Origin of the sequence: Microbacterium sp. ZKA21 (genome assembly GCF_050434165.1) — a bacterium.
In the GTDB taxonomy this organism is placed as follows: Bacteria; Actinomycetota; Actinomycetes; order Actinomycetales; family Microbacteriaceae; genus Microbacterium.
This window is the reverse complement of record NZ_JBNPVV010000005.1, coordinates 261,635-286,853: the sequence shown is the minus strand read 5'-3', so window position 1 is coordinate 286,853 and position 25,219 is coordinate 261,635. Positions and strand designations below refer to the sequence as shown.

The following is a 25,219-nucleotide window of genomic DNA, read 5'->3' as shown; positions in this document are numbered from 1 at the left end:
TCAGCGCGGCCGCGACCCCATTGAGAGCAGCGCGACATCGAGCTCCCGCGGATCCGTCGGGCGCACCTGGGCTTCGCGGAGCGCTGCGAGCTCTCGGGCGCGGCGTTCGGCTCGGAGTTCGCGCCGGTGTGCGACGTAAGCGTTGAGGAGCGCGGCGAGACGCAGCAGCGTCGTCTCCAGGCGAGTGGGTCCTGCGTGGTTCAGGGTGACGGCGGTCATGATTCCTCCTCGGAGTCTGCGTCGGAGCGGGTGGCGATATCGAAGATGTCGGTACGCATGGAGACGCGGCGTGGCCCCGGCGTGCTCTCGTCGTTCTTGTAGCGCTCGATCACGGTATTGATGAACCCGGTGATCTCTTCCTTGAGCTCCGCCATCTGCGTGGGGGTGAGGTCGAGCATCGTTGTCGTGACGAGCCCCGCGTCCTCCCACCCTTCGGGCGTCTCGGAGGCCGGGCGGTTCAGGTAGTCCATGAGAGCGCGATGGCGCAGCAGGAAGAACTCGGACGTGACGATCTGAGCGGCAGCGCGTCCGGCCGGTGTGCTGGCTTCGTCGGGACCGGGGAGGTTGATGCGACCCTTGGGGCGCTCCCACCAGCGCTCTCTCGCGGTGCCCCGATCGGGTACCTCGCGGATGAGATCGTGACCGGCCAGCGCGCGCAGGTGATAGCTCGTGGCACCCGAGGTCTCGCCGATCAGCTTGGCCAGCGTGCTCGCGGTCTGCGGGCCCCGCTCGCTGAGGATGTCGTAGATCCTCACACGCAACGGGTGCGCCAGCGCCTTCAGCGCCCCGGCGTCGAGGGTTCGTCCCTGCTCGTTCTCGCTCATAGTGCAAAGATATCCTTGCAAGTAGATGTTTGCAAGCGTTTCTTTGCAAGGTTCTCGGCGCTTGTGGACCGCCGAGCTGGGACGCTGTTGTGTCAGCGGTCGATGAACGCCATTCGTCGGGCGTCATACCGATCCCCGGCGACCCCGACGTCGCGTGCGAGGGCATTCAGGCCTGAGAGTTCATCGGCTGACAGCGAGACCTGCGTGGCCGCAGCGTTCTCCCGAATCCGGTCGATGTGGCGGATGCCGGGGACGGGGACGATGGATGGATACTTCGCGAGCAGCCATGCCGAAGCGATCTGGGCCGCCGTTGCATCCTTCTCCTGGGCGAGCTTCTTCACCGGGCTGATGAGCGCCTGGTTCGCCGGTGTGCAAGCAGTCGTTCGTCTCAGTGTCGCGCCATCAAATCGGCGACGTCGTTCAGCACGGCATCACGTGAGCGCCCATATTTTGTGTGCATCTCCTCGGGAGAACTGATGAGTGCCTTCCACATCGCCCAGGCGGCTCCTCGTAGCCATGCATCCTCCGGCAGCTCAAGCCGGTCGCGCAGCCGATCACGCTCGTGAGTACTGCAGCTCAACCATGCGAAGGCCAGGTCGCAGGCGGGATCACCCACGCATGTCTGCCCGAAGTCGATAAGTGCGGTCAGGTGGCCATTGCTGTCGAACAGCATGTTGCCTGGTGCGACATCACCATGGACCCACACCGGTGGCTCGGTCCACACTGTGGCAACGGCCGCATCCCAGAGTGCCTGGCATCCCCCCGGCTTGGCGCCTTTCCAGGAGGGGGAGCTGACCCTGTACTCCCTCGCCGACCGCGCTGATGTGACAGCCGCGGTAGAAAGATGCGCTACCAGCCCAAGGGGCTCCGGCCGTGTCACAGGCCTGCAACTCCCTGAGGGCGTCGCCCAAGCTGCTGATGGCACTCTCACGCTCGCGCGCTTCAACCGAAGTCAAAGTGTGCCCGTCGATCCACTCGCGAACAGACCAAGGTCGGTTGAATGCCGCAGATGGAGCCCCGGCCGCGACGACGCGTGGGATCGCGACGCGAAAGCTGGAGTCGAGGATGGACGGAGTCGCTCACCATGGGGCCCGTTCGAACCGGCCCCCCACAATCCGATCTTGACGCACCGTGACCGCGTCGGACACCCGATCCAATCGCTCGGCCACGCCGACTTCGTAGAAGCAGCCGACGGACGCTGGTGGGCGGTCGCGCTCGGCACCAGGCACGCGCCACTCGCGCAGCACCACAACATCGGTCGCGAGACCTTCCTTCTCCCTGTCAGATGGACGGATGACGGCTGGCCTGTGGTCGGGAACGCAGGCACCACCGAGATCGTTGTTGACGTTGGCGTTGAGGTGCTCGGTGATGCGGATTCAGTCAGCCTGGGCACCGGGGGTGACGACGGCTGGCTCGCGCTGCGCAGTCCCCGGCCCGCGGTCGTTGATGGAGATGACGTATTCGTCGACGGTGGCGCTCCGCTATCCGATGGCCGAACAGCTGGCGTGATACTGCGTGCGCAAACGGCCGATGACATGCGCTTGTCTGCATCCCTGATCTCGATACCCATTGGCTCAGCCGCGGGCATCGGCGTGGTTACCGACCGGCGTCACCACGCGAGCGCAATGGTCCTCGGCAGCGGCGAAGCGCGCGAGGTTCACTTTGTCGTACGAGTAGACGACCTCATCTCCGAGAAGTCGACTTCGTTGCCAGGCGACGCACCCGTACACCTTGAAATCGAGGCGCGGCCCGGCTCCTACGTCCTGAGGGCCGACGACGTCGAGATCGGATCAGTATCGGCACGCCTGATGTCCGCGGAGGCAGCCGAATGGTTTGTCGCCGCACACCTCGCTCTCGTGCACGTCGGCGACGCTCAGGCGCACTTCCAACACATCGAGATCGAGGCGCTCACTCCCAGACCCCAGGCGATCGTCCCTCCGTTCCTAATCACTTGATCCAAGAGAGCTTTGACGCCCAGCCCCTCGAACGAGTCAAGCAACATCGGAGGAAGCCGACCAGACCAAGGTAGAAGGGCCTGAACCGGAGGCGCTATCGAGATCTACTGGGTCGCTGACGCCGGCCTCACTAGGTGCCTCTACTGGGCCCCTACCGTCGAGGTCCCGCGGAGGGCGAATCGTTCTCGTCCGACTGACCAGCGACATGACCAAGACCGCGAACGCGATGCTGACATCCAGTGACCCGAGGAAGACGTCCACCTCGAGAGCGACGAATTCAGCTATGAGGCCACCGCGATGGGCGCCACCGACGGTGCACCTCAGCAACGAGTAGTCTCTCTGCCGGCTGTTCTAACGCGTGAAGCCCTCACAGGCTGAACCGAGTGCGGGCTCCTGCGCGTCGTCCTTTGTCTTGTCAGGGATCGATTGGTCCGGGAGAGAACCACGGCCAGCAATCCGCCATCGAGGATTCGCTCGACCGTGCCGATGCCGCGGACGCCGAGACCGTCACCCGTATGCCAAGAGACCCGTCTGCGGCGTGCTCAAGGACCAGTTGCCGGTTCGCGGTCGGACGTCGGGTCGCATCGTCGTCAAAGCTGAGGCCGCACTCGCACTGCACCGATTCCGGCATCGTCGGAACTCTCCACTGATGCCGGGATCATCGCATCGCGGCATCGACCGTTTTGCGTAGCGTGGCGGAGTGCCAGCGGAATTCGATGCGCCCCGGCCGCGCTCATGGGCGCCGCCGCTCACCGTGGCGCCGGCGGAGGTCTCCGTTCTGGTGCTCGGACAGGTAGCGTCTCCGGGGCGGCACTGCTGCGAGTTGGTGGGTCTACGGGACCAGGTGCGCGCGTGAGCCGCCGCGATCTGCGGCTCGTGCCGGTGGCGTCCGCCGCCTGGGTTGCCGCGCTGGCATGCGCGTTCGTGCCCGCGCTGGGCTGGTGGATGCTGGCATGTTCGTTGAGCACCGGCGCGGCGCTCGTCTTTGTTGCGCGGAGGCAAGGCCGCGGTGGGGCATCGCTCGCGGCTCTCGCCTGCGCCGGGGCAGCAGCCGTGGCGCTCACCTGCGCGATCAGCATCCCCGTGCGTTCGGCGGCCGCCGAGCTCGACGGACGGATCGTGACCGTCGAGGCGGATGTGTCGTCCTCAAGCACGACGGGTGCGGACGGTCGGGTGTGGTTCGACGCGCAGACGGTACGGATCGGGCCGCGGGGTGCCGAGCGTGAACTTTCGGTCGCCGTGCGCGTCGGGGTCGACGCGCTGGACGATGCCGTGCTGGGCGCGCGGATCCGGGTGACGGGCCAGGTGATGGCGACCGAGCCCTTCGAACGCGCGGCCCTGGTGGTGTTCGCGACCTCCTCCGAGGTGATCTCACCTGCGAAGGGCGTCTTCGCGATCGCCGCCGCGACGAGGGCGGACTTCGTGACCCGTGCTGTTCGTCTGCCCGAACCAGGCGCCGGTCTGCTCCCCGGGCTCGCGGTCGGCGACACCACCGCGGTGTCCGCCGAGCTGAACGAGGCGATGCTCACCAGCGGGCTCTCACATCTCACCGCGGTCAGCGGCGCGAACTGCGCGATCGTCGTCGGCGCCGCGTTCTGGTTCGTCGCGCTGTGCGGCGGCGGCCGGAAGACACGCGTGGGCGTCGCGCTCGCGACGCTCGCCGCGTTCGTGGTCCTCGTGACGCCCGAGCCGAGCGTGATCCGTGCGGCCACGATGGCCGGGTTGGCCATGCTATCGGTGCTGCTCGGGCGCCCGAGTGCGGGCGCGAGCGTGCTGTGCCTCGCGGTCACCGGCATCCTCGTGTCGGATCCCTGGCTGGCGGCGACCCCGGGATTCGCGCTGTCGGCGGCGGCGACGGGCGCCCTCGTCCTCCTGGCCCCGCCGATCGCCCGAGGTCTGGAACGGTGGATGCCGCATCCACTCGCCCTCGGCATCGCCGTGCCCATCGCCGCCCAGCTGGTCTGCGGGCCGATCATCGCGCTGTTCGCCGAGCAGCAGTCGCTCATCGGCATCGTGGCGAACATGCTCGCAGCCCCGGCCGCACCCATCGCCACGGTCGTCGGGCTGCTCGCGTGCCTCGCCGCTCCCGTTCCCTTCGCGGCAGATCTCCTGGCGGCGTCCGCTTGGCTTCCGGCCGCGTGGATCGCCACGACCGCGACGACGACCGCAGCGATGCCGGGGGCGCAACTGCTCGTCGTCCCCGGCATCCTCACAGCGGCCATCGTCCTGGTGCTGAGTGCAGCCTGCGCGGTTCTGCTGTGCCGGAGCCGCGCAGGCGCGGGCCCACCGCGGACCATGCAGCGCGCCGCCAGCGCCGTGCTCGTCGTCGGGATCGCGCTGGGGGCGGCGCGCATCCTGCTGGACGGACCGCTCGCGGTCGTGGCCGTCCCCGCGGACTGGTCGATCGCGGCGTGCGACGTCGGACAGGGCGACAGCCTCGTCGTTCGTTCGGATGCGCGGATCGCGGTGATCGACACCGGACCGGAACCGGAAGCGCTGACCCGCTGCCTGTCGTCGCTCGGCGTGGAGCGGGTCGATCTGCTCGTGCTCACGCACTTCGACCTGGATCACGCGGGTGGCGCATCCGCGCTGGTCGGACGCGTCGGCACGATGCTGCACGGTCCGGCGGGGGAGCCGGAGGACGAAAGCCTGATCGCCGCGTTCGCGGCAGGCGGTGCGGCGGCGGTCGAGGCCTCCGCCGGCCAGCGCGGCACGCTCGGCGACGCGAACTGGCGCGTGCTCTGGCCGCGCGCGAACCAGGCGGCGTTCCCCGCTGGCAACGACGCGAGCGTGGTCATCGATATGGAGGGCACCGATGTGCCGCGTTCGATCTTTCTCGGGGACCTGTCGGCGACCCCGCAGCGTCTGCTCGCGGCATCCGGACTGCTCCGGCCGCCGTATGAGGTGGTCAAGGTCGCTCACCATGGGAGTGCCGACCAGGATGCCGGACTGTACGCGGCCCTGAGCCCGGCGGTCGCGCTCTTCAGCGTCGGTGCCGACAACGACTACGGGCACCCGCGGGAGGAGACCATGGACCTCGTCGCGGCGACCGGCGCCTCAGTCCTGCGCACCGACCAGCAGGGACGAATCCTGGTGGGCCGGCGCGAGAGCGGGCTCGTCGTCTGGACGGAGCGTTCGGACGATGCAGACGCACCCGGCGAGGTCGGCGGCCCCGGGTAGGCTGAAACCCATGGCAGCTGCTCGAACACCCGCACGCAAGACGGCGGCGAAGATCCCGCAGGTGTCCTGGCGAGAGCCGCGTCCCGCACCGCTGGTGCTCGTCTCCGGGCCGGAAGAGGTGTGCGCCGAGCGCGCCATCGCCGGTATCCGCGACTATCTTCGCACCGAGGACCCGGCGCTCGAAGTGAGCGACATCCGTGCCGACGACTACGCGGCAGGAACTCTGCTCGCCGTCACCTCGCCGTCGCTGTTCGGCGAGCCACGGCTGGTGCGCGTCTCCGGCGTCGAGAAGTGCTCGGACGCCTTCCTGCAGGAGGCCCTGTCATACCTCGAGCACCCCCAGGAGGGCGCGACCGTCGTCCTGCGGCACACCGGTGCGACGGTCCGCGGTAAGAAGCTGCTTGATGCGCTGCGCGCGGGTACCGGCGGGGGCATCGAGATCGCCTGCGTCGCGGTCAAGCGCGACAGCGATCGCTTCGATTTCGCGGCGGGGGAGTTCAAGGCGGCGAACAAGCGCATCCAGCCGCAGGCGCTGCGTGCCCTCGTCTCCGCGTTCGCCGATGACCTGACCGAGCTGGCGGCCGCGTGCCAGCAGCTGATCAACGACGTCGAAGGCGACATCACCGAGGACGTCGTCACGAAATACTACGGCGGGCGGGTCGAGGTGTCGGCGTTCGTCGTCGCCGATACGGCGATCGCCGGTCGGTACGGAGAGGCGCTGGTGTCGCTGCGGCACGCGCTGGCTTCTGGAGCCGACCCGGTTCCGATGGTCGCGGCGTTCGCGATGAAGCTGCGCACGATGGCCAAGGTCGCCGGCATCCGCGGTTCGAGCCGCGAGATCGCGTCGCGCCTCGGCATGAAGGACTGGCAGATCGACAGGGCGCGGCGAGACCTCGCCGGCTGGAACGAGCGCTCGCTCGGTCTCGCGATCCAGGCGACGGCCAGGGCGGATGCCGAGGTGAAGGGCGCGGCGCGCGACCCGATCTTCGCGCTCGAGCGTATGGTGACGGTCATCGCCACGCGGGCGCCGTTCGCCGAGTAGGCCCGTCACCCGCGAACACGACGAAGGCCCGCCCCGCGAACGGGACGGGCCTTCGGGAAGACTCGGCTCAGAGAGCCGCGACCTGCTTGGCGATGGCCGACTTGCGGTTCGCTGCCTGGTTCTCGTGGATGACGCCCTTGCTGACGGCCTTGTCGAGCTTCTTGGTCGCCTTCTTCAGCGCTGCCTCGGCAGCAGCCTTGTCACCGGCGGCAATAGCCTCACGGGTCTGACGGACGACGGTCTTGAGCTCGGACTTGACGGCCTTGTTGCGGGCCGTCGCCTTCTCGTTGGTCTTGATGCGCTTGATCTGCGACTTGATGTTTGCCACGCGTGGAAGCTTTCGTTCAGAGTTGGGATTGGGAATGCCGGGAGCAGTAGAGGGGCTGCTTTCCAGCGGTCGTGAGGGGTTCACCCACACGCAAGCCAAGAACCAAGCTTACCAGGTTTGCCGTGAACTCCTGCGCGCTGGTGGCACGCGAGCCGCTGGATGCGGCAAGCTGAGCGCTATCGACACGAAGGAGCCGCCATGACGGATGCATCGGTGCGAGCTCCACGACGGGTCGGCGGGCCATGGCTCACGTTCTTCGCCATCGCCTGGCTCGCGGTCTGGACCGCGCAGTTGACGCCGATCCAGCTGCTGCTTCCCTTGCAGCTGGACACGCCGGGCGGGAAGAGCGCGTGGGTCGGCGGGGTCGTCTGGTCGGGGCTCATCCTGTCCGTCGGCGGGATGGCGGGCGTCATCGCAGGCCCCATCGCAGGGGCGCTCTCGGATCGCACGGCCTCCCGGTGGGGCAGGCGGCGCCCGTGGGTGCTCTCCGGCTCCGTCCTCACCGCGGCATCCCTCGTCCTGACCGGGCTGCAGACCGAGCCGATGATGGTAGGCGCGGCCTGGATCGGCGTCTCCATCGGGATCGCCGTCACTTCAGCGGCCCTGACGGCGCTGATCGCGGATCAGATCGACGAGCAGCGCGGCGCGGCATCCGCTCTGGTGAGTTCGGCGCAGGCCGTCGGCATCGTCGTCGGGGTGGGCGCCGTCGTCCTGCTCGGTCTCGGGATCCTCGAGGGCTATCTGGTGCTGGCGGGGTTCATGCTGATCGTCGGAATCGGAGCGGCGCTGCTGCTGCCGGATCCGTTCCACGCCGAATCGGGCGGCGTCGAGTCCCGCCGGGACCGCTGGGGCGCCCTGCGGGATCACGATTTCCGTTGGCTGCTCGCCGGCCGCCTGGCCGTGAACATCGGGAACGCGCTCGGAACGGCCCTGCTGCTCTTCTTCGTGCTCTACGGCATCGGCTCGCCGGCGGCGACCGCCGAGGACGATCTGCTCCTGCTCATCGTGATCTACACGGTCTTCGTCGTCGCGGCGTCCCTCCTCGCGGGAAGGATCTCGGACCGCTCGGGGCGCCGCCGAACACTGGTGATCGGCTCGGCTCTGGTGCAGGCTCTGTCGGCGATCATGATCCTCGCGGCCCCCACGTTCCTCGGCACGGCGATCGCCGCGGCCGTCATGGGCATCGGCTACGGCGCGTACATGTCGGTGAGTCTGGCGCTCGCGACCGATCTGCTGCCGGACGGGCTCGACAGTGCACGAGACCTCGGCGTGGTGAACGTCTCGGCCAGCCTCGGTCAACTGCTGGGGCCGCTGATCGGTGCGGGCCTGGTCGCTGCGATGGGCGGATTCTGGCTGCTGTTCGCCGCCGCCGGTGCGCTGTCGGTCGTCGGAGCGGTCATGACGGCGGCGGTGCGTCCCGCGCGAGAGTCGCGACGGCCAGATCCAGCAGTGCGTTGAAGACCCGCGGCCGCATCGTGGTGACGAGGTGCGTCGTGCGGGGGACGAGGATCAGTTCGGAGTGCGGCGTCAACTGCTGGAACAGCCGTTCATGCATGCGGAGCTGATCGAATTGTCCGTTGATCCACCAGACCGGAATCCGGATCCGGGGGAGCGCCGCGGTGAGATCGAGGTCGGCGAGGCTTGCGAGCGCGGTGTCCTGGGTGTCCAGCGCATAACCGCCAGCTTCGTAGTCCCGCCGGGTATCGGCGGGCAGCGTGGCGTAGAGGACACGTCGGGTGAGCCACATCCCGCGATCCGGAAGCGCATCGAAGCGTCCGGCGAGGAACCGATACGTCGACAGCGCGACGCCACGGGGGAGAGCCGTGCAGGACGCCCCGATCAGGCCCGCCAACTGCGGCGGGTTCTCCTGCCCCGCGTAGGCTGCGGCCAGCAGGCCGCCCATCGAATGGCCCACCAGCAGCACCGGAGCGTGAGCTGCGGCATCCTGTACCGCCCGATCGATCGTCGCGAACGCCTCCGGCAGCGTGAACGGCTCGGCCATGCGCGAGCCGTGCCCTGGCAGATCGATCGCGACAGCGTCGACGTCGCGTGCTGCGAGATACTCCAGCTGGCCGCGCCACATAGTGCGGGACGTGCGGATGCCGTGAACGAGGACGACGCGGGGCTTCACGCCATCAGCATAGGGATCCGCGTGCCGGACGCACGAAAGCGGGGCCGGTGGATGAACCACCGACCCCGCTTCAGGACGCTTCTACGAGCTCAGCGACCTTACTTCTCGTAGCCGACGTTCTCGACCGGCGTGATGCCGAACAGGTCGAGGCCGACGTAGGGCTCAGGCGTGAGGTTCGCCAGGCCCGCCTTGACGGTCCAGATCTCCGGGCCGTTCAGGACGGGGATGATGCCCCAGGTCTCGGAGAAGATCTGAGCTTCCATCTCCATGGCCTTCTTCGTCTGCTCCACCGGGTCGGAGATCGTCTCGAGCTCTTCGTGGATCATCTTGTCGATCTCCGGCGTGCCGGTTCCCGACAGGTTCAGGCCGCTGTCCGAGCAGTACAGCTGGCAGAACCAGGCGGCACCGAACGGGTCGGACGACGTGAAGTTGAGGAAGAAGAGGTCACCGTTCTGCGTGTTGTAGTCCTCGGCGAACTCCGCGGACGGACGCTGGTCGATCTCGACCTCGACGCCGACAGCCTTCAGCTGCGACTGCACCGCGAGCGAACGCGCACGAGCGGTCTCGGTGTCGGAGTGAACCGGGAAGACGAGCGACAGGCGCTGGCCGTCCTTCTCGCGGATGCCGTCCTCACCGGCGACCCAGCCGGCCTCGTCGAGAAGCTTGTTGGCACCTTCGGTGTCACCGTCCTTGCGGCCGGCCTCCTCGAGAGCGTTGCTGTAGTCGGGCTGGAACGAGAACAGCGTCAGCGAGCCGGCGGGCTCCTCGGTGTAGTTGAGACCGTTGAAGATGATCTCCTTGATCTGCTCGATGTTGATCGCCTCGAAGATCGCCTTGCGGACGTCGAGTTCGGCGAGCACCGGGTTCGCGGAGTTCAGCGTGAAGATCGCGTTCGCGGTCGCCTGACCCTTGTAGGTCTCGACGCCCTCGAGATCCTCGACCTGGGCGAGCAGCTCGGCGCTGCCGGTCTCGGCCATGTCGACCTCGCCGTTGCGCAGTGCGTTGACGGCAGCGGTCGGCTCCATCTGGATGAAGGTGACCTTGTCGAGGAGCGGCTCGTCGCCCCACCACTTCGGGTTCGGCGTGAGGGTCACGACGCCACCGGTCTTGTCGTAGTCCTCGACCGTGTAGGGACCTGCGCCCCACTCCGGGTGCCAGTCACCGAGGAACGCCGTGTTGAAGAGCTCGGGCGTGTTCACGGCCGGGTGCAGCAGCTGGGAGAAGACCATCTCGGGCCAGGCGAACTCGCCCTTGAAGGTGACGATCACGTCGTGGTCGTTCTCGCCGGCCTCGACGGACTCGATTTCCTTCCAGCCGTCGGTCGCGTTCGGGAGGTAGGCCTCGTTCTCGCCGTTCTGGGCCGTCCAGGTGGCCTGGAAGGCGGTCACGTCGATCGGTGTTCCGTCGTTCCAGACGGCTTTCTCGTTGACCTTGAAGTGCAGGACGGTCTTGCCGTCCTCGACACCGAAGGAGTAGTCATCCAGGTACGCCGGGTTCGGCTTGATCGTGCCGTCCGGGTCCATCAGCAGCACCTGCGGGCGGAACCAGGTTCCGACCTGCGTGACGCGCGCGTCGCCGTCGCTGTGGAAGTAGTTCAGCTGCTCGGCGATGTTCGAGATGGGGATGCGCAGCTCGCCACCGGTCGCGAGGTTCTCGCGGGGCTGGGGGTTGTAGTCTGCGCCTTCGACGGTCTGGGGGCCTTCGCCCTCGCCGCCGTTGCCGCCGCCACCGTTGCTCGCTGGTGCACATGCGCTCATGGCGAGTGCGAGGGCGCCGCCGAGAGCGGCGATACCCATCAGCTTCTGATGCCGTTTCATGGTACTCCTTAGTGCCTTTTGGCCTTACTTGGGATAGAGGCAGACTATGTCGCCTCCGGCGGGGAGATTGCGATGCACGCCGATTCGTTATCGGACTGTGCAGAAAGCGTCACAGGACTGTTCGATAACCGTCATCGTTTCGCCCCGGATGCGCGCTCCGGCTCAGCCGACCGCGGCCGTCGCGGCGTCGAATCCTTCGACCGGAAGGATGATCCGCTCGCGTGTGCGCTCGACATCGGGGTCCGGGATCGGGATGGCCGACAGCAATGCCTTGGTGTACGGATGCTGCGGGTTGTCGAAGACCTGATCGACATCGCCGTGCTCGACGAACGACCCGCGGTACATGACCGCGACCCGGTCGGCGATGTGCCGGATGACCGCCAGGTCGTGCGCCACGAACAGGTAGGAGAGCCCGAGCTTCGACTTGAGCTCGTCCAGCAGGTTGATGACACCGGCCTGGATCGACACGTCGAGCGCCGAGACGGGCTCGTCGAGGACCACGACCTTGGGGTTAGTCGACAGCGCACGTGCGATGCCGATGCGCTGACGCTGTCCGCCCGAGAAGGCCTGCGGGAAACGGTCGCTGTGCGCGGGATCGAGGCCTACGAGCGACATGAGCTCCTCGACGCGGTCGAAGACCTCGTTCTTGGGCATGCCGATCGCGAACATCGGCTCGGCAATGATGTCCCAGACGGTCATGCGCGGGTCGAGCGCGCCCATCGGGTCCTGGAAGACGATCTGCAGATCGCGACGGAGCTTGCGCTCCTCGGCACGGGACTTGATGTCGCCGACGCTCTTGCCCGCGATGCGGATGTCGCCGTCCTCCTGCTTGACGAGATCCATGATCTGCAGCAAGGTCGTGGTCTTGCCGCTGCCGGATTCGCCCACGATCGCGAGGGTCTCGCCCTGGCGCACATCGAAGTTGAGTCCCTTGACGGCGTGCACTTCGCCGACTTTGCGCTTGAAGAGCGAGCCCTTCATGAGCGGGAAGGTCTTGTTCAGGTTGATCGCTTCGAGCATGATCGGCCGCTCTTCGCGGGGCGTCTGCACGAGTGCGCTCTCGGGGATCTCCGGCAGGGGGAACACCGGCATCCCGCCGATCCGGCCCTCGTCGTCGATGTCGTCCGCACGGATGCAGGCGACGGTGTGGTCTCCGCCGCCTTCGGTGGCGATGCGCTCCAGTGTCGGCTCTCCCGTGCGGCAGGCGTCGATCGCGATCGGGCACCGCGCCGCGAACGGGCAGGCATCCGGCAGATCGATCAGCAGCGGCGGGTTGCCCTTGATCGGGATCAGCGGGACCTTCTCAGCCTTGTCGACCCGAGGGATCGCACCGAGCAGGCCGATCGAGTACGGCATCCGCGTGTGGTAGAAGAGTTCGCGAACCGCCGCGTGCTCGACAGGCTTGCCGGCGTACATCACGAGGACGTCGTCGGCCGTCTTCGCCACCACGCCCATGTCGTGAGTGATCATGATCATGGCGGCGCCGGTCTCATCCTGCGCCTTGCCCATGAGCTCGAGGATCTGCGCCTGGATGGTCACGTCGAGGGCCGTGGTCGGCTCGTCGGCGATGATCAGCTTCGGGTTGTTCGCCATCGCGATCGCGATGACGACGCGCTGGCGCATACCGCCGGAGAACTCGTGCGGGAACGCCTTCATGCGGCGCTCGGGCTCCGGGATGCCGACGAGCGAGAGCAGCTCGACCGCGCGGTCCCACGCATCCTTCTTCGACAGGCTGCGATGCACCGTGAGGGCTTCGATCAGCTGGTCGCCGATGGTGAAGACCGGGGTGAGCGAGGTCAGCGGGTCCTGGAAGACCATCGACATGCCGTTGCCGCGGATCACGGAGAGCTGCTTGTCGGTCTTGCCGATGAGCTCCTGGCCGTCGTAGATGATCGAGCCGGTGACCTTGGCGTTCTCGTCGAGCAGGCCCATGATCGCGAGCGACGTGACCGACTTGCCGGATCCGGATTCGCCGACGATGCCGAGCGTCTTGCCAGATTCGAGATCGAACGAGACGCCGCGCACGGCATCCACGCGTCCGGCCTCGGAGGGGAAGCTGACCTTGAGGTCGCGGACGGACAGTACTGTACTCATGCGCGACCTCCAGCCGCCGAAGTCGGATCCAGGGCGTCGCGCAGGCCGTCGGCGATGAGTGCCATCGACACGGTCAGCAGCGTCAGCGCGAGGGCGGGGAAGTAGAACAGCCACGGAGCACTGACGAGGGTGCTCGAGCCGTAGCCGATCAGCGCACCGAGCGAGACGTCGGGCAGCTTGACTCCGAATCCGAGGAACGACAGCGCGGTCTCGGTCAGCACCGCCGAGACGACACCGAGCGTGAAGTTGATCACGAGCAGCGAGCCGATGTTCGGCAGCATGTGCCGGGTGACGATCTTCAGGCCTGGCAGGCCCGCGTAGCGCGCTGCGTGGATGTACTCGCGCTCGCGCAGTGAGAGCGACAGCGTCCAGATGATGCGCGCCGGCATGAACCAGCCGACCACGAACACCATGACCAGGGAGATCACGATCCAGTTGCCGCCCGCGTCGTTGGAGATCATCGCGAGGATCAGGAAGTTCGGGATCACCATCATGAAGTGGATCACGATGAGCATGATCCGCTCGTACGGGCCGCGGAAGTACGCAGCCGTCGCGCCTACGATAGCGGAGACGGCCGTCGTGCCGAACGCGACGACGACGGCGATCATCATCGAGCGCTGAAGACCTGTCGCCACCTGCGCGAAGTTGTCGTTCCCGGATCCGTTGGTGCCGAACCAGTGCTCGGCCGACGGCCCCTGGCGCAGCGCCAGGAAGTCGAGATCCGACGGGCTGTACGGCGAGATGAGCGGCCCGATGATCGCGAACAGCACGAGCAGGATGAGGATCACGATGCCGATCAGTGCACCGCGGTTGCGCATGAAGCGGCGCGTGTACAGCTTCATGAGCGACGTGCGCTTGCGCGTCTTCAGCTTGTTCTCGATCTCCGCAGAGACCTCGATCGCTTCGATGGACATCAGTTCACCCGCACTCTCGGATCGAGGATGACAACGGTGATGTCGGCGAGGATGGCGCCGATCGCCGTCATGAGGGCACCGAACGCGGCGACCGCGACGACGCCGTGGATGTCGTTGCCGTTCAGGGTCGTGATGAAGTACCGCCCCATGCCGTTCCAGTTGAAGATCGTCTCGGTCAGGACCGCCCCCGTGAAGACGGCGGGGATCGTGAACGCGACCTGCGTGGTGACGGGGATCATCGAGGTGCGCAGGGCGTGCTTGCGGATGGCCTGCTGCTTCGTCAGTCCCTTCGCGCGTGCCGTGCGCACGTAGTCGGCCTTGATGTTGTCGAGCAGCAGGGAGCGCTGCAGGAAGTGGATGCCGGCGTACCCGGTGATCACAAGGCTCAATGTCGGCAGAGTCAGATGCTGGAGGACGTCCACCAAGACGGGGAAGAAGCCCTCGACCCCGGGGCTGGAGGAGCCGACGACGTAGAACACGGTGGTGCCGACGGCGTTGTTGAAGTTGATCGCGAGCAGCACGAGGGCGAAGCCCGACACCACGGTGGGGATGTTCATCGTGATGATGCTCGTGCCCTGGCCGATGCGGTCGGCGAGCTTGTACTGCCGCGACGCTGTGTACACGCCGAGCGCGATGCCGAGGATCGTCGTGATGATGGTCGCGCCGAGCACCAGCTCAGCGCTGACCCAGACGCGGTAGGCGACCTGCTCGTTGACCGACTCTCCGGTGGGTCCCATGCCCCAGTCCCAGTGGAACAGGATGTTGGAGAACCAGGTCCACCACCGCTGGAACAGCGGGATCGAATCGCTGAGGTTCCGAGGGACGAGAAGCGCATCGATCTGCTCGGGTGAGAGCGGAGGCCGGCGTCCGACGTAGTTGTTCTCGGGATCGAGATAGTTCCATGCCAGGAAATAAGTGATGTTCGTCGCGATGACGATCATCAGCACCCACCCCAGGAGGCGGCGCACGAGGTACTTGATCAAGGTGTTGAGTCTTTCTCTATACAGACGCGCGCGGGATCTTCCGACGCAACGCTGGGTCGGGATGATAGTCAAGCACCATCCGCGGTCTTGCGCGATGCAACACCGTTACGTGTCTGTTACGGAGTCGTATCGCCTGTGGAACTCAGTGTCACTGAGAGAGCCAAGGCAACTTCGCGAGACTATCACTGGTTTCGACGAATCGGGGATTAGGGACGGCTCACCGTAGAATCGTCGAGACATGTCACCACGCGCTCTCACCCCGCTCTCGCCTGCCGCGACGCCGCCTTCGCAGATCCGGAATTTCTGCATCATCGCCCACATCGATCACGGCAAGTCGACCCTTGCCGACCGGATGCTGCAGATCACCGGAGTCGTCTCCGATCGCGACATGCGCGCGCAGTACCTGGATCGGATGGACATCGAGCGCGAGCGCGGCATCACGATCAAGAGCCAGGCCGTCCGGATGCCGTGGCAGATCGACGGCGACACGTTCGCGCTGAACATGATCGACACCCCCGGCCACGTCGACTTCACGTACGAGGTGTCGCGCTCGCTGGCCGCGTGCGAGGGCGCGATCCTGCTCGTCGACGCCGCCCAGGGCATCGAGGCCCAGACGCTCGCGAACCTGTACCTCGCGCTCGAGAACGACCTGCACATCATCCCGGTGCTGAACAAGATCGATCTCCCGGCCGCCGACCCGGAGAAGTACGCCAAGGAACTCGCCTCCCTCATCGGCGGCAAGCCGGAGGACGTGCTGCGCGTCTCGGGCAAGACCGGCGTCGGAGTCGAGGAGCTCCTCGACCGACTCGTGCAGGAGATCCCCGCTCCTCAGGGCGACGCGGACGCACCGGCACGCGCGATGATCTTCGACTCCGTCTACGACGCGTACCGCGGTGTCGTCACGTATGTCCGCATGGTCGATGGCAGCCTGAGCCCGCGCGAGCGGATCCAGATGATGTCCACCGGAGCGACGCACGAGGCTCTCGAAGTCGGCGTCTCCAGCCCGGAGCCGGTGCCCTCGAAGGGCCTGGGGGTCGGCGAGGTCGGTTACCTCATCACCGGAGTGAAGGACGTCCGGCTGTCGAAGGTCGGTGACACGATCACGACGGCGCGCAAACCATCCACTCAGGCGCTGCCGGGCTACACCGACCCGAAGCCGATGGTGTTCTCGGGCATCTATCCGATCGACGGCAGCGACTACGCCGAGCTGCGCGAAGCGCTCGACAAGCTCAAACTCTCCGATGCGTCGCTGCAGTACGAGCCCGAGACATCCGTGGCGCTCGGATTCGGCTTCCGCTGCGGGTTCCTCGGACTCCTGCACCTCGAGATCATCACCGAGCGACTCGAGCGCGAGTTCGGCCTCGACCTCATCACGACGGCGCCGAGCGTGATCTACGAGGTGCTCACGAGCGACACAGGCGAAACCGTCACGGTCACGAACCCGAGCGAGTACCCGGACGGCCGTATCGGTTCGGTGTCGGAGCCAGTGGTGAAGACCGCGATCCTGCTGCCCAAGGACTATGTCGGCACCGTCATGGAGCTCTGCCAGTCCCGACGCGGAACTCTGCTCGGCATGGAGTACTTCTCCGAGGAGCGCGTCGAGCTGCGCTACAACATGCCACTCGGCGAGATCGTCTTCGACTTCTTCGATCAGCTGAAGTCCAAGACGCAGGGGTACGCCTCGCTCGACTACGAGCCCGCCGGCCAGCAGGAAGCGGACCTGGTGAAGGTCGACATCCTCCTCCAGGGCGAGAAGGTCGATGCGTTCAGCTCGATCGTGCACCGCGACAAGGCGTACGCCTACGGCACGATGATGGCCGAGCGGCTGCGCAAGCTCATCCCTCGCCAGCAGTTCGAAGTCCCGATCCAGGCCGCGATCGGCGCGCGCATCATCGCCAGAGAGACCATTCGCGCGATCCGCAAGGACGTGCTCGCCAAGTGCTACGGCGGTGACATCACCCGCAAGCGCAAGCTGCTCGAGAAGCAGAAGGAGGGCAAGAAGCGCATGAAGATGGTCGGCCGCGTCGAGGTTCCCCAGGAGGCGTTCATCGCAGCGCTCTCCGGTGATGTCGAGGGCAAGGAGAAGAAGTAGTCGGCTCCGCGGGTCGGAGGACCCTCTCAGGGAGGATGGGTAGGCTGGAGATCATGCGGCGCGGTACCTTCCGAGACGACACGGTGGACTATGCGGCCGTGGGGGCGACTCATGCCCCCGACCTCATGCAGTATCCGCCGGAGCACAGCATCCCCGCGGAGAACGCCTGGCGGATCGGCAGCGGAGCCGAGCGCTTCCGGACGGCGGGTGACGCACTGCTGTCCTGGACGGCGCAGCGCGCGGCCGGACTCTCCGTCGACGATGTCCGCCCGGCACCGGGACCCTCCTACTCGGGCGTCAGCTTCGATGCCGAGGGCAATGCGATCGCGCCCAGCCGTCGTGACGTCGAGCAGCGCTTCGATTCAGAGGGGCTTCCGTACGCCGGCGCCGGCATGACCGTGCATCTGCGCGGCCGCGTCGCCGGGATGCGCGCGGATGCCGAACTGCGTGTGATCTCGGTGACCGAGGACGCCAGGCGCATCGGCTTCGTGCTGGGCACCGTCGGCGGGTCCGTGGTGAAGGGCGAGGAATCGTTCGACATCGAGTGGCGCGAGGACAACGACGAGGTCTGGTTCACGGTCCGTGCGTTCGACGCGCCGAGCGGCCTGCTGTATCGCACGCTTCCGGCGCTCGTGAAGCGTCGTCGTCGTGAACTCTTCGCACGGTACCTGCGGGCGATCTCCCCGTTGTACGCGACTCCGCTCTGATGGCGGGGCCCCTTCCGATCGGCGATCCGGCACCCGTCGACGGTCGCCTGCCCGCCGATCTGCGGATCGACGGCGAGACTCCGTTCTCGGCGTACCTGCACGTGCCGTTCTGCCGGGTGCGCTGCGGATACTGCGACTTCAACACGTACACGTCGAGCGAGTTGCGCGGCGCGAAGCAGGAGGACTACGCCACGACGCTGATCGCCGAGATCGACCTCGCGCGTCGAGTGCTCTCGGACGCCGGCGCGCTGCGGCCGATGGACACCGTCTTCTTCGGCGGTGGCACGCCGACGCTGCTCCCGGCGGGCGATCTGGCACGGATGCTGACAGCGGCGGCTGATGCCTTCGGGCTGCGCGACGGGGCGGAGGTCACGGTCGAGGCGAACCCGGACACGGTCACGCCGGAGGTGGCGAAGACGCTCGTGGATGCCGGGGTCACGCGTCTCTCGATCGGAATGCAGTCCGCGGTGCCGCACGTGCTCGCCACCCTGGACCGCACGCACGAACCGGCGAACGTGCGCACCGCGGTCGAGGCGGCGCGCGACGCCGGACTCGCCGTGAGCGTGGATCTCATCTACGGAGCGCCGGGGGAGTCGCTGGCCGATTGGGAGACCTCGCTGGATACTGCGCTGGCACTGTCGCCGGATCACATCTCCGCATACGCGCTCATCATCGAGGACGGCACGAAGCTCGCGCGTCAGATCCGCCGCGGCGAGGTCCCGAAACCGGACGACGATCTGCAGGCCGACATGTACGAGCTCGCCGACCGCCGTCTCGCGGATGCCGGGTTCGAGTGGTACGAGGTGAGCAATTGGGCTCGCCCTTCGACAGGCTCAGGTGCCGAATCGACGGGCAACCGCTCGCGTCACAATCTCGCCTATTGGCGCGGTACGGACTGGTGGGGGTTCGGCCCCGGAGCCCACAGCCATGTCGCCGGGCTGCGCTGGTGGAACGTCAAGCATCCGGCTGCGTATGCTCAGCGGCTCGCGGCATCCGAGTCGCCGGCAGCCGGCACCGAACGGCCGGATGAGGAGTCCCGGATGCTCGAGCGGGTGCTCCTGCTGAGCCGGATCCGTGAGGGCATCGCGATCGCCGATCTTCCCGATTCGAATCGTTCGCGCGTTGCGGGCCTGATCGCCGATGGCCTCGTCGAGCCCGCCGCAGCGCTCTCCGGCCGCGTGCAGCTGACGCTGAAGGGTCGGCTGCTGGCCGACGCAGTGGTGCGCGAGCTCACGGACTGAGCGGCAGCAGATCCAGAGGCTCCTGCCTGCGCTGGGGACCATCGCTGATCCGTGTGTCGTACCGGCGGGTCGTTCGGCTCTCGTCGAAGGCCGGCCAGCCCGGATCTCCCGTCGCGATGAAGCGGATCCAGTCCGCATTCATCGCGGCGGCCAGCTCCCGCGGAGCATCAGGGCCCGCGAGTCGGTGCGACTCGGCATCCGCGAGTCGGTCGAAGACGAAGCCGAGCTCGAGCGCGTGCGCGGCGCGCAGGTCACGCACGGGGCTCTGCCACGCGAATTCGTACAGGTAGGTCGGCGACGGCTTCGCCGTGGCGACGCGCGTGGCCGGTGCGCGGAGGATGGCATCGGTCGCCACCTGGCCGAAGATCTCACCGGTGGAGGCGCCGGGCCACGCGCTCCGGTAGGCGCGGATCGCGCGCGCGGGGATACGCAGCGCCAGGCGGGCGGCGAACAGCTTGAGCTCCGTCACGCCGGCGAGTGCCTCGGGCGTGAACCAGAGCCGGTACTCGTCCGTGTTGGATCCGATCAGCAGGGGCGTCTCGATCGAGGCGAGTACGTCGTGCGGGGAACGCGGCAGGCTCTCGGGGTCGATCGTGAGCTGGAACCCGGGAGCGCCGCCCAGCGGCGAGCTTCCGGTCGCGTGCTGCCGGCGCGCCTCGAGTAGCTCATCCGGCGCGACAGCTGCGAAAGCGTCCCTCGTCGGTCGGATGCCGAGCCGCTTGGCGAGCTGGGCCGTGACGCGACCGGCCTTCTGCGCGGACTGCGCCTGCAGGGGGCCGGACTGGATGATCGCCCGGGAGACAAGCGCCCGTGAATCGTCACGGGCGAGGAGACCGGCGACGAGTGATCCACCGGCCGATTCACCCATCACGGTGATGCGCGCGGGGTCGCCTCCGAAGGCCGAGATCTCACGATGCACCCACTCCAGGCCGGCGGCGACGTCGCGTAGCCCGAGGTTGCGCGGCGCACCGTCGAGGACCGAGAAGCCCTCGGACCCGAGCCGATAGCCGATCGAGGCGAAGACGACACCGGCCCTGGCGAAAGCCGTGCCGTCGTAGCCGGGCAGGGCCGGCGCTCCGCGCTCGAAGGCGCCGCCGTGGATCCAGAGCACCACCGGTGCCCCGGCGGCGCCCTCTGGACTCCAGACGTTCGCCGTGAGGATGTCGTCGCCGGGGATCCTCACGCTGCCGAGCAGTTCGCCGATCGCCCCGGGGTACGGCAGCTGCGGGGCGGTGGGGCCGAACGCGGTGGCGTCGCGCACACCCTCCCAGGCGGCGGGCGGCTGCGGTTCGTGGAAGCGGTTCGCACCGAACGGCGGGGCCGCGTACGGGATGCCGAGAAAACGTCGGATCCCGGCATCCGCTTCGCCCTTCAGGATGCCGGTGGAGATGGTGACCTGAGGGTGAGCGCTCATGTCCTTCATCGTACGGGCGCGCCCGATCCGCGACATGAGCGCGGTCGGACTCGAGCGACGGGTAGAATTGGCACTCGGAAGCAGTGAGTGCCAGCGGGAGGAGAGCGGTCATGGTCACTGAGCGCGGTCTGCAGGTGCTCCGGGCGATCGTGCAGGACTATGTCGCCACGCATGAGCCGGTCGGGAGCAAGTCGATCGTCGACCGCTACTCGTTCGGTGTCTCGGCGGCGACCATCCGCAATGACATGGCGCTGCTCGAGGACGAGGAGCTGATCACGGCTCCGCACACGTCGTCGGGGCGGGTGCCGACGGACAAGGGCTATCGGGTCTTCGTCAACCACCTCGCCCAGTTGCGTCCGCTCTCCACGGCACAGCGCAGCGCGATCGAGATGTTCCTCGCGGACCCGACCGATCTCGACGACCTGATGGCGCGTACGGTCCGCGTGCTCACGCAGCTCACCGGACAGGTGGCGCTGGCGCAGTATCCGTCGTTCGCGCGCGCGCATCTCACGCATCTCGAACTCGTCGCGCTCGCACCGAATCGGCTGCTCGTCGTGCTCGTCACCGACGCCGGGGGCGTCTCCCAGCGCATCGCCGGTCTCCCGGTCGATCTGGACGAGGCCGAGGTCGCAGTGCTGCGTGCCCGGTTGTCCGCATCCATCACCGGGCGGGCCGTGAGCGAGGCGCGCGAACTGGTCGGCGCCCTCGCCGCGACGGTGAAGCCCGGGCGCACCGACATCGCTCAGCGCGTACTGGCCGGCGTCATCGCAGAGGAGCTGGACGAGTTCCGTCAGGAGAAGCTCGTCATGGCAGGAGCTGCGACTCTGGCTCGACGGGAACAGGACTTCCGCGGCAGCATCCACCCGCTTCTCGAGGCGATCGAGGAGCAGGTGACGCTGCTGCGGCTGATGAGCGAGATGGTGACCGACGAGCAGGGACTCGCGGCCAGCATCGGCACGGAGAACGAGCCGTTCGGTCTGGGCGAGGCCTCGATCGTGGCGAGCAACTACGCCACCCCTGGCGGGATGGCGCGGGTCGGCGTGATGGGCCCGACCCGGATGGACTATCCGAGCAATCTGGCGGCTGCGCGGGCTGTGGCCCGCTACCTGTCCCGGTTGCTCGACGAAGACGAGAGGTGACTGTGGCGGACCACTATGAGGTCCTCGGGGTGTCGCGCGACGCGTCCCAGGACGAGATCAAGAAGGCGTACCGGCGACTGGCGCGGCAGCTGCACCCGGATGTGAATCCGGGTGACGATGCGTCGGAGCGGTTCAAGCTCGTCACGCACGCATACGACGTGCTCAGTGACGAGGAGTCGCGACGCCGCTACGACATGGGCGGCGACGACAACGGCGGATTCGGTGCCGGCGGCTTCGGCGGGTTCGGGGACATCTTCGAGACGTTCTTCGGCGCGGCGGGCGGCGGCCGGAGTGCGCGCCCCCGATCTCGTCGCGAGCGCGGCCAGGATGCACTCGTGCGGGTCGATCTCGACCTCGGAGACGTGGTCTTCGGCGCGCACCGGGACATCGAGGTCGACACCGCGGTGCTCTGCGAGACGTGTCAGGGCTCCTGCTGCCAGGAGGGCACGTCGCCCGTGACGTGCGACATCTGCGGCGGCTCCGGGCACGTGCAGCGTCAGGTTCGGAGCCTTCTCGGCAACGTCGTCACCTCCCAGCCGTGCGGAACGTGCGAGGGCTACGGCACGACGATTCCGTACCCGTGCGCGACATGCGCCGGTCAGGGCCGGGTCCGCTCGCGCCGGACGGTGTCGCTGGACATCCCGGCCGGCGTCGAGACGGGGCTGCGCCTGCAGCTGCCCGGTTCCGGCGAGGTCGGCAAGGCCGGCGGTCCGAACGGCGATCTGTACGTCGAGGTCTCGGTCGCGTCGCACGCCACGTTCAGCCGCGAGGGCGACGATCTGCTCGCGACCCTCGAGGTCGCGATGACGGATGCCGTCCTCGGCACGGAGACGACGATCGACGGGCTCGACGGACCCGTAGACCTCGAGATCCGGCCGGGTGTGCAGTCCGGTGATGTCCTGACCATCAAGGGCCGCGGCATCACGCCGCTGCGCGGCACGCAGCGCGGCGACCTCCGGGTCGGAGTGCAGGTGCTCACGCCCACCAAGCTGGATTCGGCCCAGCGCCGCCTGATCGAGGACTTCGCGAAGAAGGCCAAGGCGCCGAAGCCTCAGCTCGCACAGTTCCAGCAGGGGCTCTTCTCCAAGCTCCGCGACCGGTTCCGCGGGCACTGAGTCATGGCGCTGCACTTCGTCGTCGAATCCGCGTCGGATGCCGGTGAAGGGAGCATCGTCTCGCTCACGGGTGCCGAGGCGAAGCACGCCGCCGTGGTCCGCCGTGTGCGGGTCGGCGAGACGATCACGATCGGGGACGGCGCCGGGGTCTGGCTGGACGGTTCGGCCGTCGATGTATCGGCGTCGCGCGTCGACGTCCGTATCGGACGCCGCCACGAGATCGCGAAGCCGTCTCCGCGTCTGGTGCTCGTGCAGGCGCTCGCGAAGGGCGACCGCGACGAGCTCGCCGTGCAGGCGTCGTGCGAACTCGGAGTGGATGAGATCGTGCCCTGGCAGGCGGCGAGGAGCGTTTCGCGCTGGGAGGGGCCGAAGGCCGCGAAGGGGCGCGAGCGCTGGGCGTCGATCGTGCGCGAGGCCGCCAAGCAGGCGCATCGCGCCTGGATCCCGACAGTGTCGCCGGTGAACTCGACGGCGCAGCTCGCGCAGCGCGCGGGGGAGGAGCGGATGCTCGTGCTCGACCCCACGGCGGAGGATCGTCTGTCCCTGGTCGAACCGGACGGACGCGACCTCGTGCTGGTGGTCGGACCGGAGGGCGGAATCGCGCCGGAGGAGCTCGAGCGTCTCTCCGCGGCCGGTGCGGAGCGGGTGCGCCTGGGCGACACCGTGCTGCGCACGTCGACCGCGGGGCCTGCGGCGATCGCCGTGCTGTCCGCGAGCCTCGGGCGCTGGTGACCCGGATCCGGTGACGGCGTCGGCTCCGACCCACGGCCGCCGCTGTCCGGCGCCGGATAGACTGGCCCCATGACGTCGCCCTCGATCTTCACGCGCATCCTCACCGGGGAGATCCCCGGTGAGCTCCTGCTCGACGACGAGCGGGTCTTCGCGATCCGCGACATCAACCCGCAGGCGCCTCTGCACGCGCTCGTGATCCCCAAGACCGAGCAGTACCGCGATGTCACCGAACTCGCAGCGGGGGACCCTGGGCTGCTGGCGGAACTCGTCGCCGCCGCGAAGCGGCTCGCCGACGAGCATGCGGACGGCGAGTACCGCCTGATCTTCAACAACGGCGCGCGCGCAGGTCAGTCGGTGTTCCACGTGCACGCGCACGTTCTCGGCAACCTGGGACAGGACGACCTCGTTGGCCTCTGACGATTCGAGCAGCGTCACCGAGCGCATCTACGCCGACGGCATCGCCATGGTGCAGCTGCTCGGCCCGCAGGACCGCCTTCTCCGGATGCTCGAGAAGGAGCACCCGGATGTCGAAGTGCTCGTCCGGGGCAATGAGATCACTCTCTCCGGCGACGCCGTTCGCGTCGCCGCCGCCAAGACCCTCGTGGAGGAACTGCTCACGATGACGAAGCAAGGCCACGACCTCGCCCCGAGCGACGTCAGCAGCTCGGCCCGGATGCTCAGGCAGGAAGGCGGCCCGCGCCCGAGCGAGGTGCTCGGCGAGGCGATCCTGTCCACGCGCGGCAAGGTGATCCGCCCGAAGACTCTCGGCCAGAAGGAGTACGTCGACGCGATCGAGGAGAACACGATCGTCTTCGGCATCGGCCCGGCCGGCACCGGAAAGACCTATCTCGCGATGGCGAAGGCGGTCCAGGCGCTGCAGCGCAAGGAGGTGACCCGGATCATCCTCACGCGTCCTGCAGTCGAGGCAGGGGAACGGCTCGGATTCCTCCCCGGCACGCTGACCGACAAGATCGACCCGTACCTGCGCCCGCTCTACGACGCGCTCAACGAGATGATGGACCCCGAGATCGTGCCGCGCCTCATGGCCACCGGCACGATCGAGGTCGCCCCTCTCGCCTACATGCGCGGGCGCACGCTCAACGACTCCTTCGTCGTGCTGGACGAGGCGCAGAACACCACACCCGAGCAGATGAAGATGTTCCTGACGCGACTCGGGTTCGGCACGAAGATGGTCGTCACAGGTGACATCACACAGGTCGACCTTCCACAGGGTGCCTCCGGACTCCGTCTGGTGACGCGCGTGCTCAACGAGATCGAGGACATCCACTTCTCCCGGCTCACGAGTGCGGACGTCGTGCGGCATTCGCTGGTCGGACGCATCGTCGACGCGTACAGCGAATACGACGAGCAGCGCACGGCCGCCAAGGTCGAGCGCGAGCAGGCGCACGAGTTCGCGAACCGCGCCGACCGGCGCACCGGGCTGCGGCCAGGACCGAGGGACCGGATGCCGAAGCGAGGGCTGTCATGAGCCCGAGCGAGCCCGAGCGAGG

23 protein-coding genes and 1 pseudogene are annotated in these 25,219 nt (G+C 67.6%); 12 read left to right on the top strand and 12 right to left on the bottom strand.

Annotated features, from left to right (window positions below):
- The 5 genes and pseudogenes from M2317_RS12760 to M2317_RS12740 form a co-directional block, all read right to left on the bottom strand.
- Positions 1-219, bottom strand: a complete 219-nt coding sequence (locus M2317_RS12760) for a hypothetical protein (protein WP_429460688.1) — start codon at positions 217-219, stop codon at positions 1-3.
- Entirely contained in the window at positions 216-824 is a 609-nt protein-coding gene (locus tag M2317_RS12755) for an ArsR/SmtB family transcription factor (protein ID WP_429460686.1), read from the bottom strand. The genes M2317_RS12760 and M2317_RS12755 overlap by 4 nt, the downstream gene beginning before the upstream one ends.
- A 92-nt stretch (positions 825-916) precedes the next feature.
- Complete coding sequence (locus M2317_RS12750) at positions 917-1,165, bottom strand: aldo/keto reductase (protein ID WP_429460684.1); 249 nt, start codon at positions 1,163-1,165, stop codon at positions 917-919.
- 47 nt (positions 1,166-1,212) lie between these two features.
- The gene (locus M2317_RS12745) at positions 1,213-1,704 is read right to left on the bottom strand and encodes a phosphotransferase (protein ID WP_429460682.1); all 492 of its coding nucleotides are present in this window, start codon (positions 1,702-1,704) and stop codon (positions 1,213-1,215) included.
- Positions 1,673-1,864, bottom strand: a pseudogene (locus tag M2317_RS12740) (phosphotransferase); the annotation flags it as partial. The pseudogene M2317_RS12740 and the gene M2317_RS12745, both read right to left, overlap by 32 nt.
- Between M2317_RS12740 and M2317_RS12735 the strand changes: the two are divergent.
- The 3 genes from M2317_RS12735 to holA all read left to right on the top strand — a co-directional run bounded on the left by M2317_RS12735 (position 1,784) and on the right by holA (position 7,001).
- Entirely contained in the window at positions 1,784-2,779 is a 996-nt protein-coding gene (locus M2317_RS12735; protein WP_429460680.1) for a family 43 glycosylhydrolase, read from the top strand. The pseudogene M2317_RS12740 and the gene M2317_RS12735 sit on opposite strands and share 81 nt — an antisense overlap.
- Positions 2,780-3,631: 852 nt before the next feature.
- On the top strand, positions 3,632-5,959 hold the full coding sequence (locus M2317_RS12730) for a ComEC/Rec2 family competence protein (RefSeq protein ID WP_429460678.1): 2,328 nt from the start codon (positions 3,632-3,634) through the stop codon (positions 5,957-5,959).
- Positions 5,960-5,969: 10 nt separating this feature from the next.
- The gene (holA, locus tag M2317_RS12725) at positions 5,970-7,001 is read left to right on the top strand and encodes a DNA polymerase III subunit delta (RefSeq protein ID WP_429460676.1); all 1,032 of its coding nucleotides are present in this window, start codon (positions 5,970-5,972) and stop codon (positions 6,999-7,001) included.
- Between the two features lie 67 nt (positions 7,002-7,068).
- Here the strand turns inward: holA and rpsT are convergent, their stop codons facing one another.
- Positions 7,069-7,329, bottom strand: a complete 261-nt coding sequence (rpsT, locus tag M2317_RS12720) for a 30S ribosomal protein S20 (RefSeq protein WP_429460675.1) — start codon at positions 7,327-7,329, stop codon at positions 7,069-7,071.
- 198 nt (positions 7,330-7,527) lie between these two features.
- On the opposite strand from rpsT, the gene M2317_RS12715 reads away from it, so the two are divergent.
- Positions 7,528-8,787: an MFS transporter gene (locus tag M2317_RS12715; protein ID WP_429460674.1), complete on the top strand. Its 1,260-nt coding sequence runs from the start codon at positions 7,528-7,530 to the stop codon at positions 8,785-8,787.
- Here M2317_RS12715 and M2317_RS12710 read toward each other — a convergent pair.
- The 5 genes from M2317_RS12710 to M2317_RS12690 form a co-directional block, all read right to left on the bottom strand.
- Entirely contained in the window at positions 8,726-9,460 is a 735-nt protein-coding gene (locus M2317_RS12710; protein ID WP_429460672.1) for an alpha/beta fold hydrolase, read from the bottom strand. The two genes, M2317_RS12715 and M2317_RS12710, sit on opposite strands and share 62 nt — an antisense overlap.
- A gap of 98 nt (positions 9,461-9,558) precedes the next feature.
- Positions 9,559-11,277, bottom strand: a complete 1,719-nt coding sequence (locus tag M2317_RS12705) for an ABC transporter family substrate-binding protein (protein ID WP_429460670.1) — start codon at positions 11,275-11,277, stop codon at positions 9,559-9,561.
- 162 nt (positions 11,278-11,439) lie between these two features.
- Positions 11,440-13,371 (bottom strand): dipeptide ABC transporter ATP-binding protein, encoded by a 1,932-nt coding sequence (locus M2317_RS12700; RefSeq protein WP_429460669.1) that lies wholly within the window; start codon positions 13,369-13,371, stop codon positions 11,440-11,442.
- Positions 13,368-14,285 carry an ABC transporter permease gene (locus tag M2317_RS12695; protein ID WP_429460667.1) on the bottom strand — a complete coding sequence of 306 codons (918 nt, stop codon included), beginning with the start codon at positions 14,283-14,285 and terminating at the stop codon, positions 13,368-13,370. The genes M2317_RS12700 and M2317_RS12695 overlap by 4 nt, the downstream gene beginning before the upstream one ends.
- Entirely contained in the window at positions 14,285-15,268 is a 984-nt protein-coding gene (locus M2317_RS12690; RefSeq protein ID WP_429460666.1) for an ABC transporter permease, read from the bottom strand. Before M2317_RS12690 ends, M2317_RS12695 begins: the two co-directional genes overlap by 1 nt.
- A 238-nt stretch (positions 15,269-15,506) precedes the next feature.
- Here M2317_RS12690 and lepA point away from each other — a divergent pair, with 238 nt between their 5' ends.
- The 3 genes from lepA to hemW are packed head-to-tail and all read left to right on the top strand — an operon-like array spanning position 15,507 to position 19,308.
- Entirely contained in the window at positions 15,507-17,360 is a 1,854-nt protein-coding gene (lepA, locus tag M2317_RS12685) for a translation elongation factor 4 (RefSeq protein ID WP_429460664.1), read from the top strand.
- Between the two features lie 53 nt (positions 17,361-17,413).
- Complete coding sequence (locus M2317_RS12680) at positions 17,414-18,067, top strand: DUF1990 family protein (RefSeq protein ID WP_429460663.1); 654 nt, start codon at positions 17,414-17,416, stop codon at positions 18,065-18,067.
- On the top strand, positions 18,067-19,308 hold the full coding sequence (gene hemW / locus M2317_RS12675) for a radical SAM family heme chaperone HemW (protein WP_429460661.1): 1,242 nt from the start codon (positions 18,067-18,069) through the stop codon (positions 19,306-19,308). The genes M2317_RS12680 and hemW overlap by 1 nt, the downstream gene beginning before the upstream one ends.
- Here hemW and M2317_RS12670 read toward each other — a convergent pair.
- Entirely contained in the window at positions 19,298-20,722 is a 1,425-nt protein-coding gene (locus tag M2317_RS12670) for a carboxylesterase/lipase family protein (RefSeq protein ID WP_429460659.1), read from the bottom strand. The two genes, hemW and M2317_RS12670, sit on opposite strands and share 11 nt — an antisense overlap.
- Before the next feature lie 110 nt (positions 20,723-20,832).
- Here M2317_RS12670 and hrcA point away from each other — a divergent pair, with 110 nt between their 5' ends.
- The 5 genes from hrcA to M2317_RS12645 all read left to right on the top strand — a co-directional run bounded on the left by hrcA (position 20,833) and on the right by M2317_RS12645 (position 25,197).
- The gene (gene hrcA / locus M2317_RS12665; RefSeq protein ID WP_429460657.1) at positions 20,833-21,861 is read left to right on the top strand and encodes a heat-inducible transcriptional repressor HrcA; all 1,029 of its coding nucleotides are present in this window, start codon (positions 20,833-20,835) and stop codon (positions 21,859-21,861) included.
- A gap of 2 nt (positions 21,862-21,863) precedes the next feature.
- On the top strand, positions 21,864-22,976 hold the full coding sequence (gene dnaJ / locus M2317_RS12660) for a molecular chaperone DnaJ (protein ID WP_429460655.1): 1,113 nt from the start codon (positions 21,864-21,866) through the stop codon (positions 22,974-22,976).
- A gap of 3 nt (positions 22,977-22,979) precedes the next feature.
- On the top strand, positions 22,980-23,708 hold the full coding sequence (locus M2317_RS12655) for a 16S rRNA (uracil(1498)-N(3))-methyltransferase (RefSeq protein WP_429460653.1): 729 nt from the start codon (positions 22,980-22,982) through the stop codon (positions 23,706-23,708).
- Between the two features lie 69 nt (positions 23,709-23,777).
- The gene (locus M2317_RS12650) at positions 23,778-24,125 is read left to right on the top strand and encodes an HIT domain-containing protein (protein ID WP_429460651.1); all 348 of its coding nucleotides are present in this window, start codon (positions 23,778-23,780) and stop codon (positions 24,123-24,125) included.
- Positions 24,126-24,171: 46 nt separating this feature from the next.
- Entirely contained in the window at positions 24,172-25,197 is a 1,026-nt protein-coding gene (locus tag M2317_RS12645; RefSeq protein ID WP_429460753.1) for a PhoH family protein, read from the top strand.
- The last annotated feature ends 22 nt before the right edge of the window (positions 25,198-25,219 follow it).

Bases quoted from the DNA above. Each gene is read 5' to 3' on its own strand.
- M2317_RS12760 (WP_429460688.1), bottom strand. From the start codon at position 219: ATGACCGCCGTCACCCTGAACCACGCAGGACCCACTCGCCTGGAGACG.
- M2317_RS12755 (WP_429460686.1), bottom strand. From the start codon at position 824: ATGAGCGAGAACGAGCAGGGACGAACCCTCGACGCCGGGGCGCTGAAG.
- holA (WP_429460676.1), top strand. From the start codon at position 5,970: ATGGCAGCTGCTCGAACACCCGCACGCAAGACGGCGGCGAAGATCCCG.
- M2317_RS12715 (WP_429460674.1), top strand. From the start codon at position 7,528: ATGACGGATGCATCGGTGCGAGCTCCACGACGGGTCGGCGGGCCATGG.
- M2317_RS12705 (WP_429460670.1), bottom strand. From the start codon at position 11,277: ATGAAACGGCATCAGAAGCTGATGGGTATCGCCGCTCTCGGCGGCGCC.
- M2317_RS12700 (WP_429460669.1), bottom strand. From the start codon at position 13,371: ATGAGTACAGTACTGTCCGTCCGCGACCTCAAGGTCAGCTTCCCCTCC.
- M2317_RS12695 (WP_429460667.1), bottom strand. From the start codon at position 14,285: ATGTCCATCGAAGCGATCGAGGTCTCTGCGGAGATCGAGAACAAGCTG.
- lepA (WP_429460664.1), top strand. From the start codon at position 15,507: ATGTCACCACGCGCTCTCACCCCGCTCTCGCCTGCCGCGACGCCGCCT.
- M2317_RS12680 (WP_429460663.1), top strand. From the start codon at position 17,414: ATGCGGCGCGGTACCTTCCGAGACGACACGGTGGACTATGCGGCCGTG.
- hemW (WP_429460661.1), top strand. From the start codon at position 18,067: ATGGCGGGGCCCCTTCCGATCGGCGATCCGGCACCCGTCGACGGTCGC.
- M2317_RS12670 (WP_429460659.1), bottom strand. From the start codon at position 20,722: ATGAGCGCTCACCCTCAGGTCACCATCTCCACCGGCATCCTGAAGGGC.
- hrcA (WP_429460657.1), top strand. From the start codon at position 20,833: ATGGTCACTGAGCGCGGTCTGCAGGTGCTCCGGGCGATCGTGCAGGAC.
- M2317_RS12655 (WP_429460653.1), top strand. From the start codon at position 22,980: ATGGCGCTGCACTTCGTCGTCGAATCCGCGTCGGATGCCGGTGAAGGG.
- M2317_RS12650 (WP_429460651.1), top strand. From the start codon at position 23,778: ATGACGTCGCCCTCGATCTTCACGCGCATCCTCACCGGGGAGATCCCC.
- M2317_RS12645 (WP_429460753.1), top strand. From the start codon at position 24,172: ATGGTGCAGCTGCTCGGCCCGCAGGACCGCCTTCTCCGGATGCTCGAG.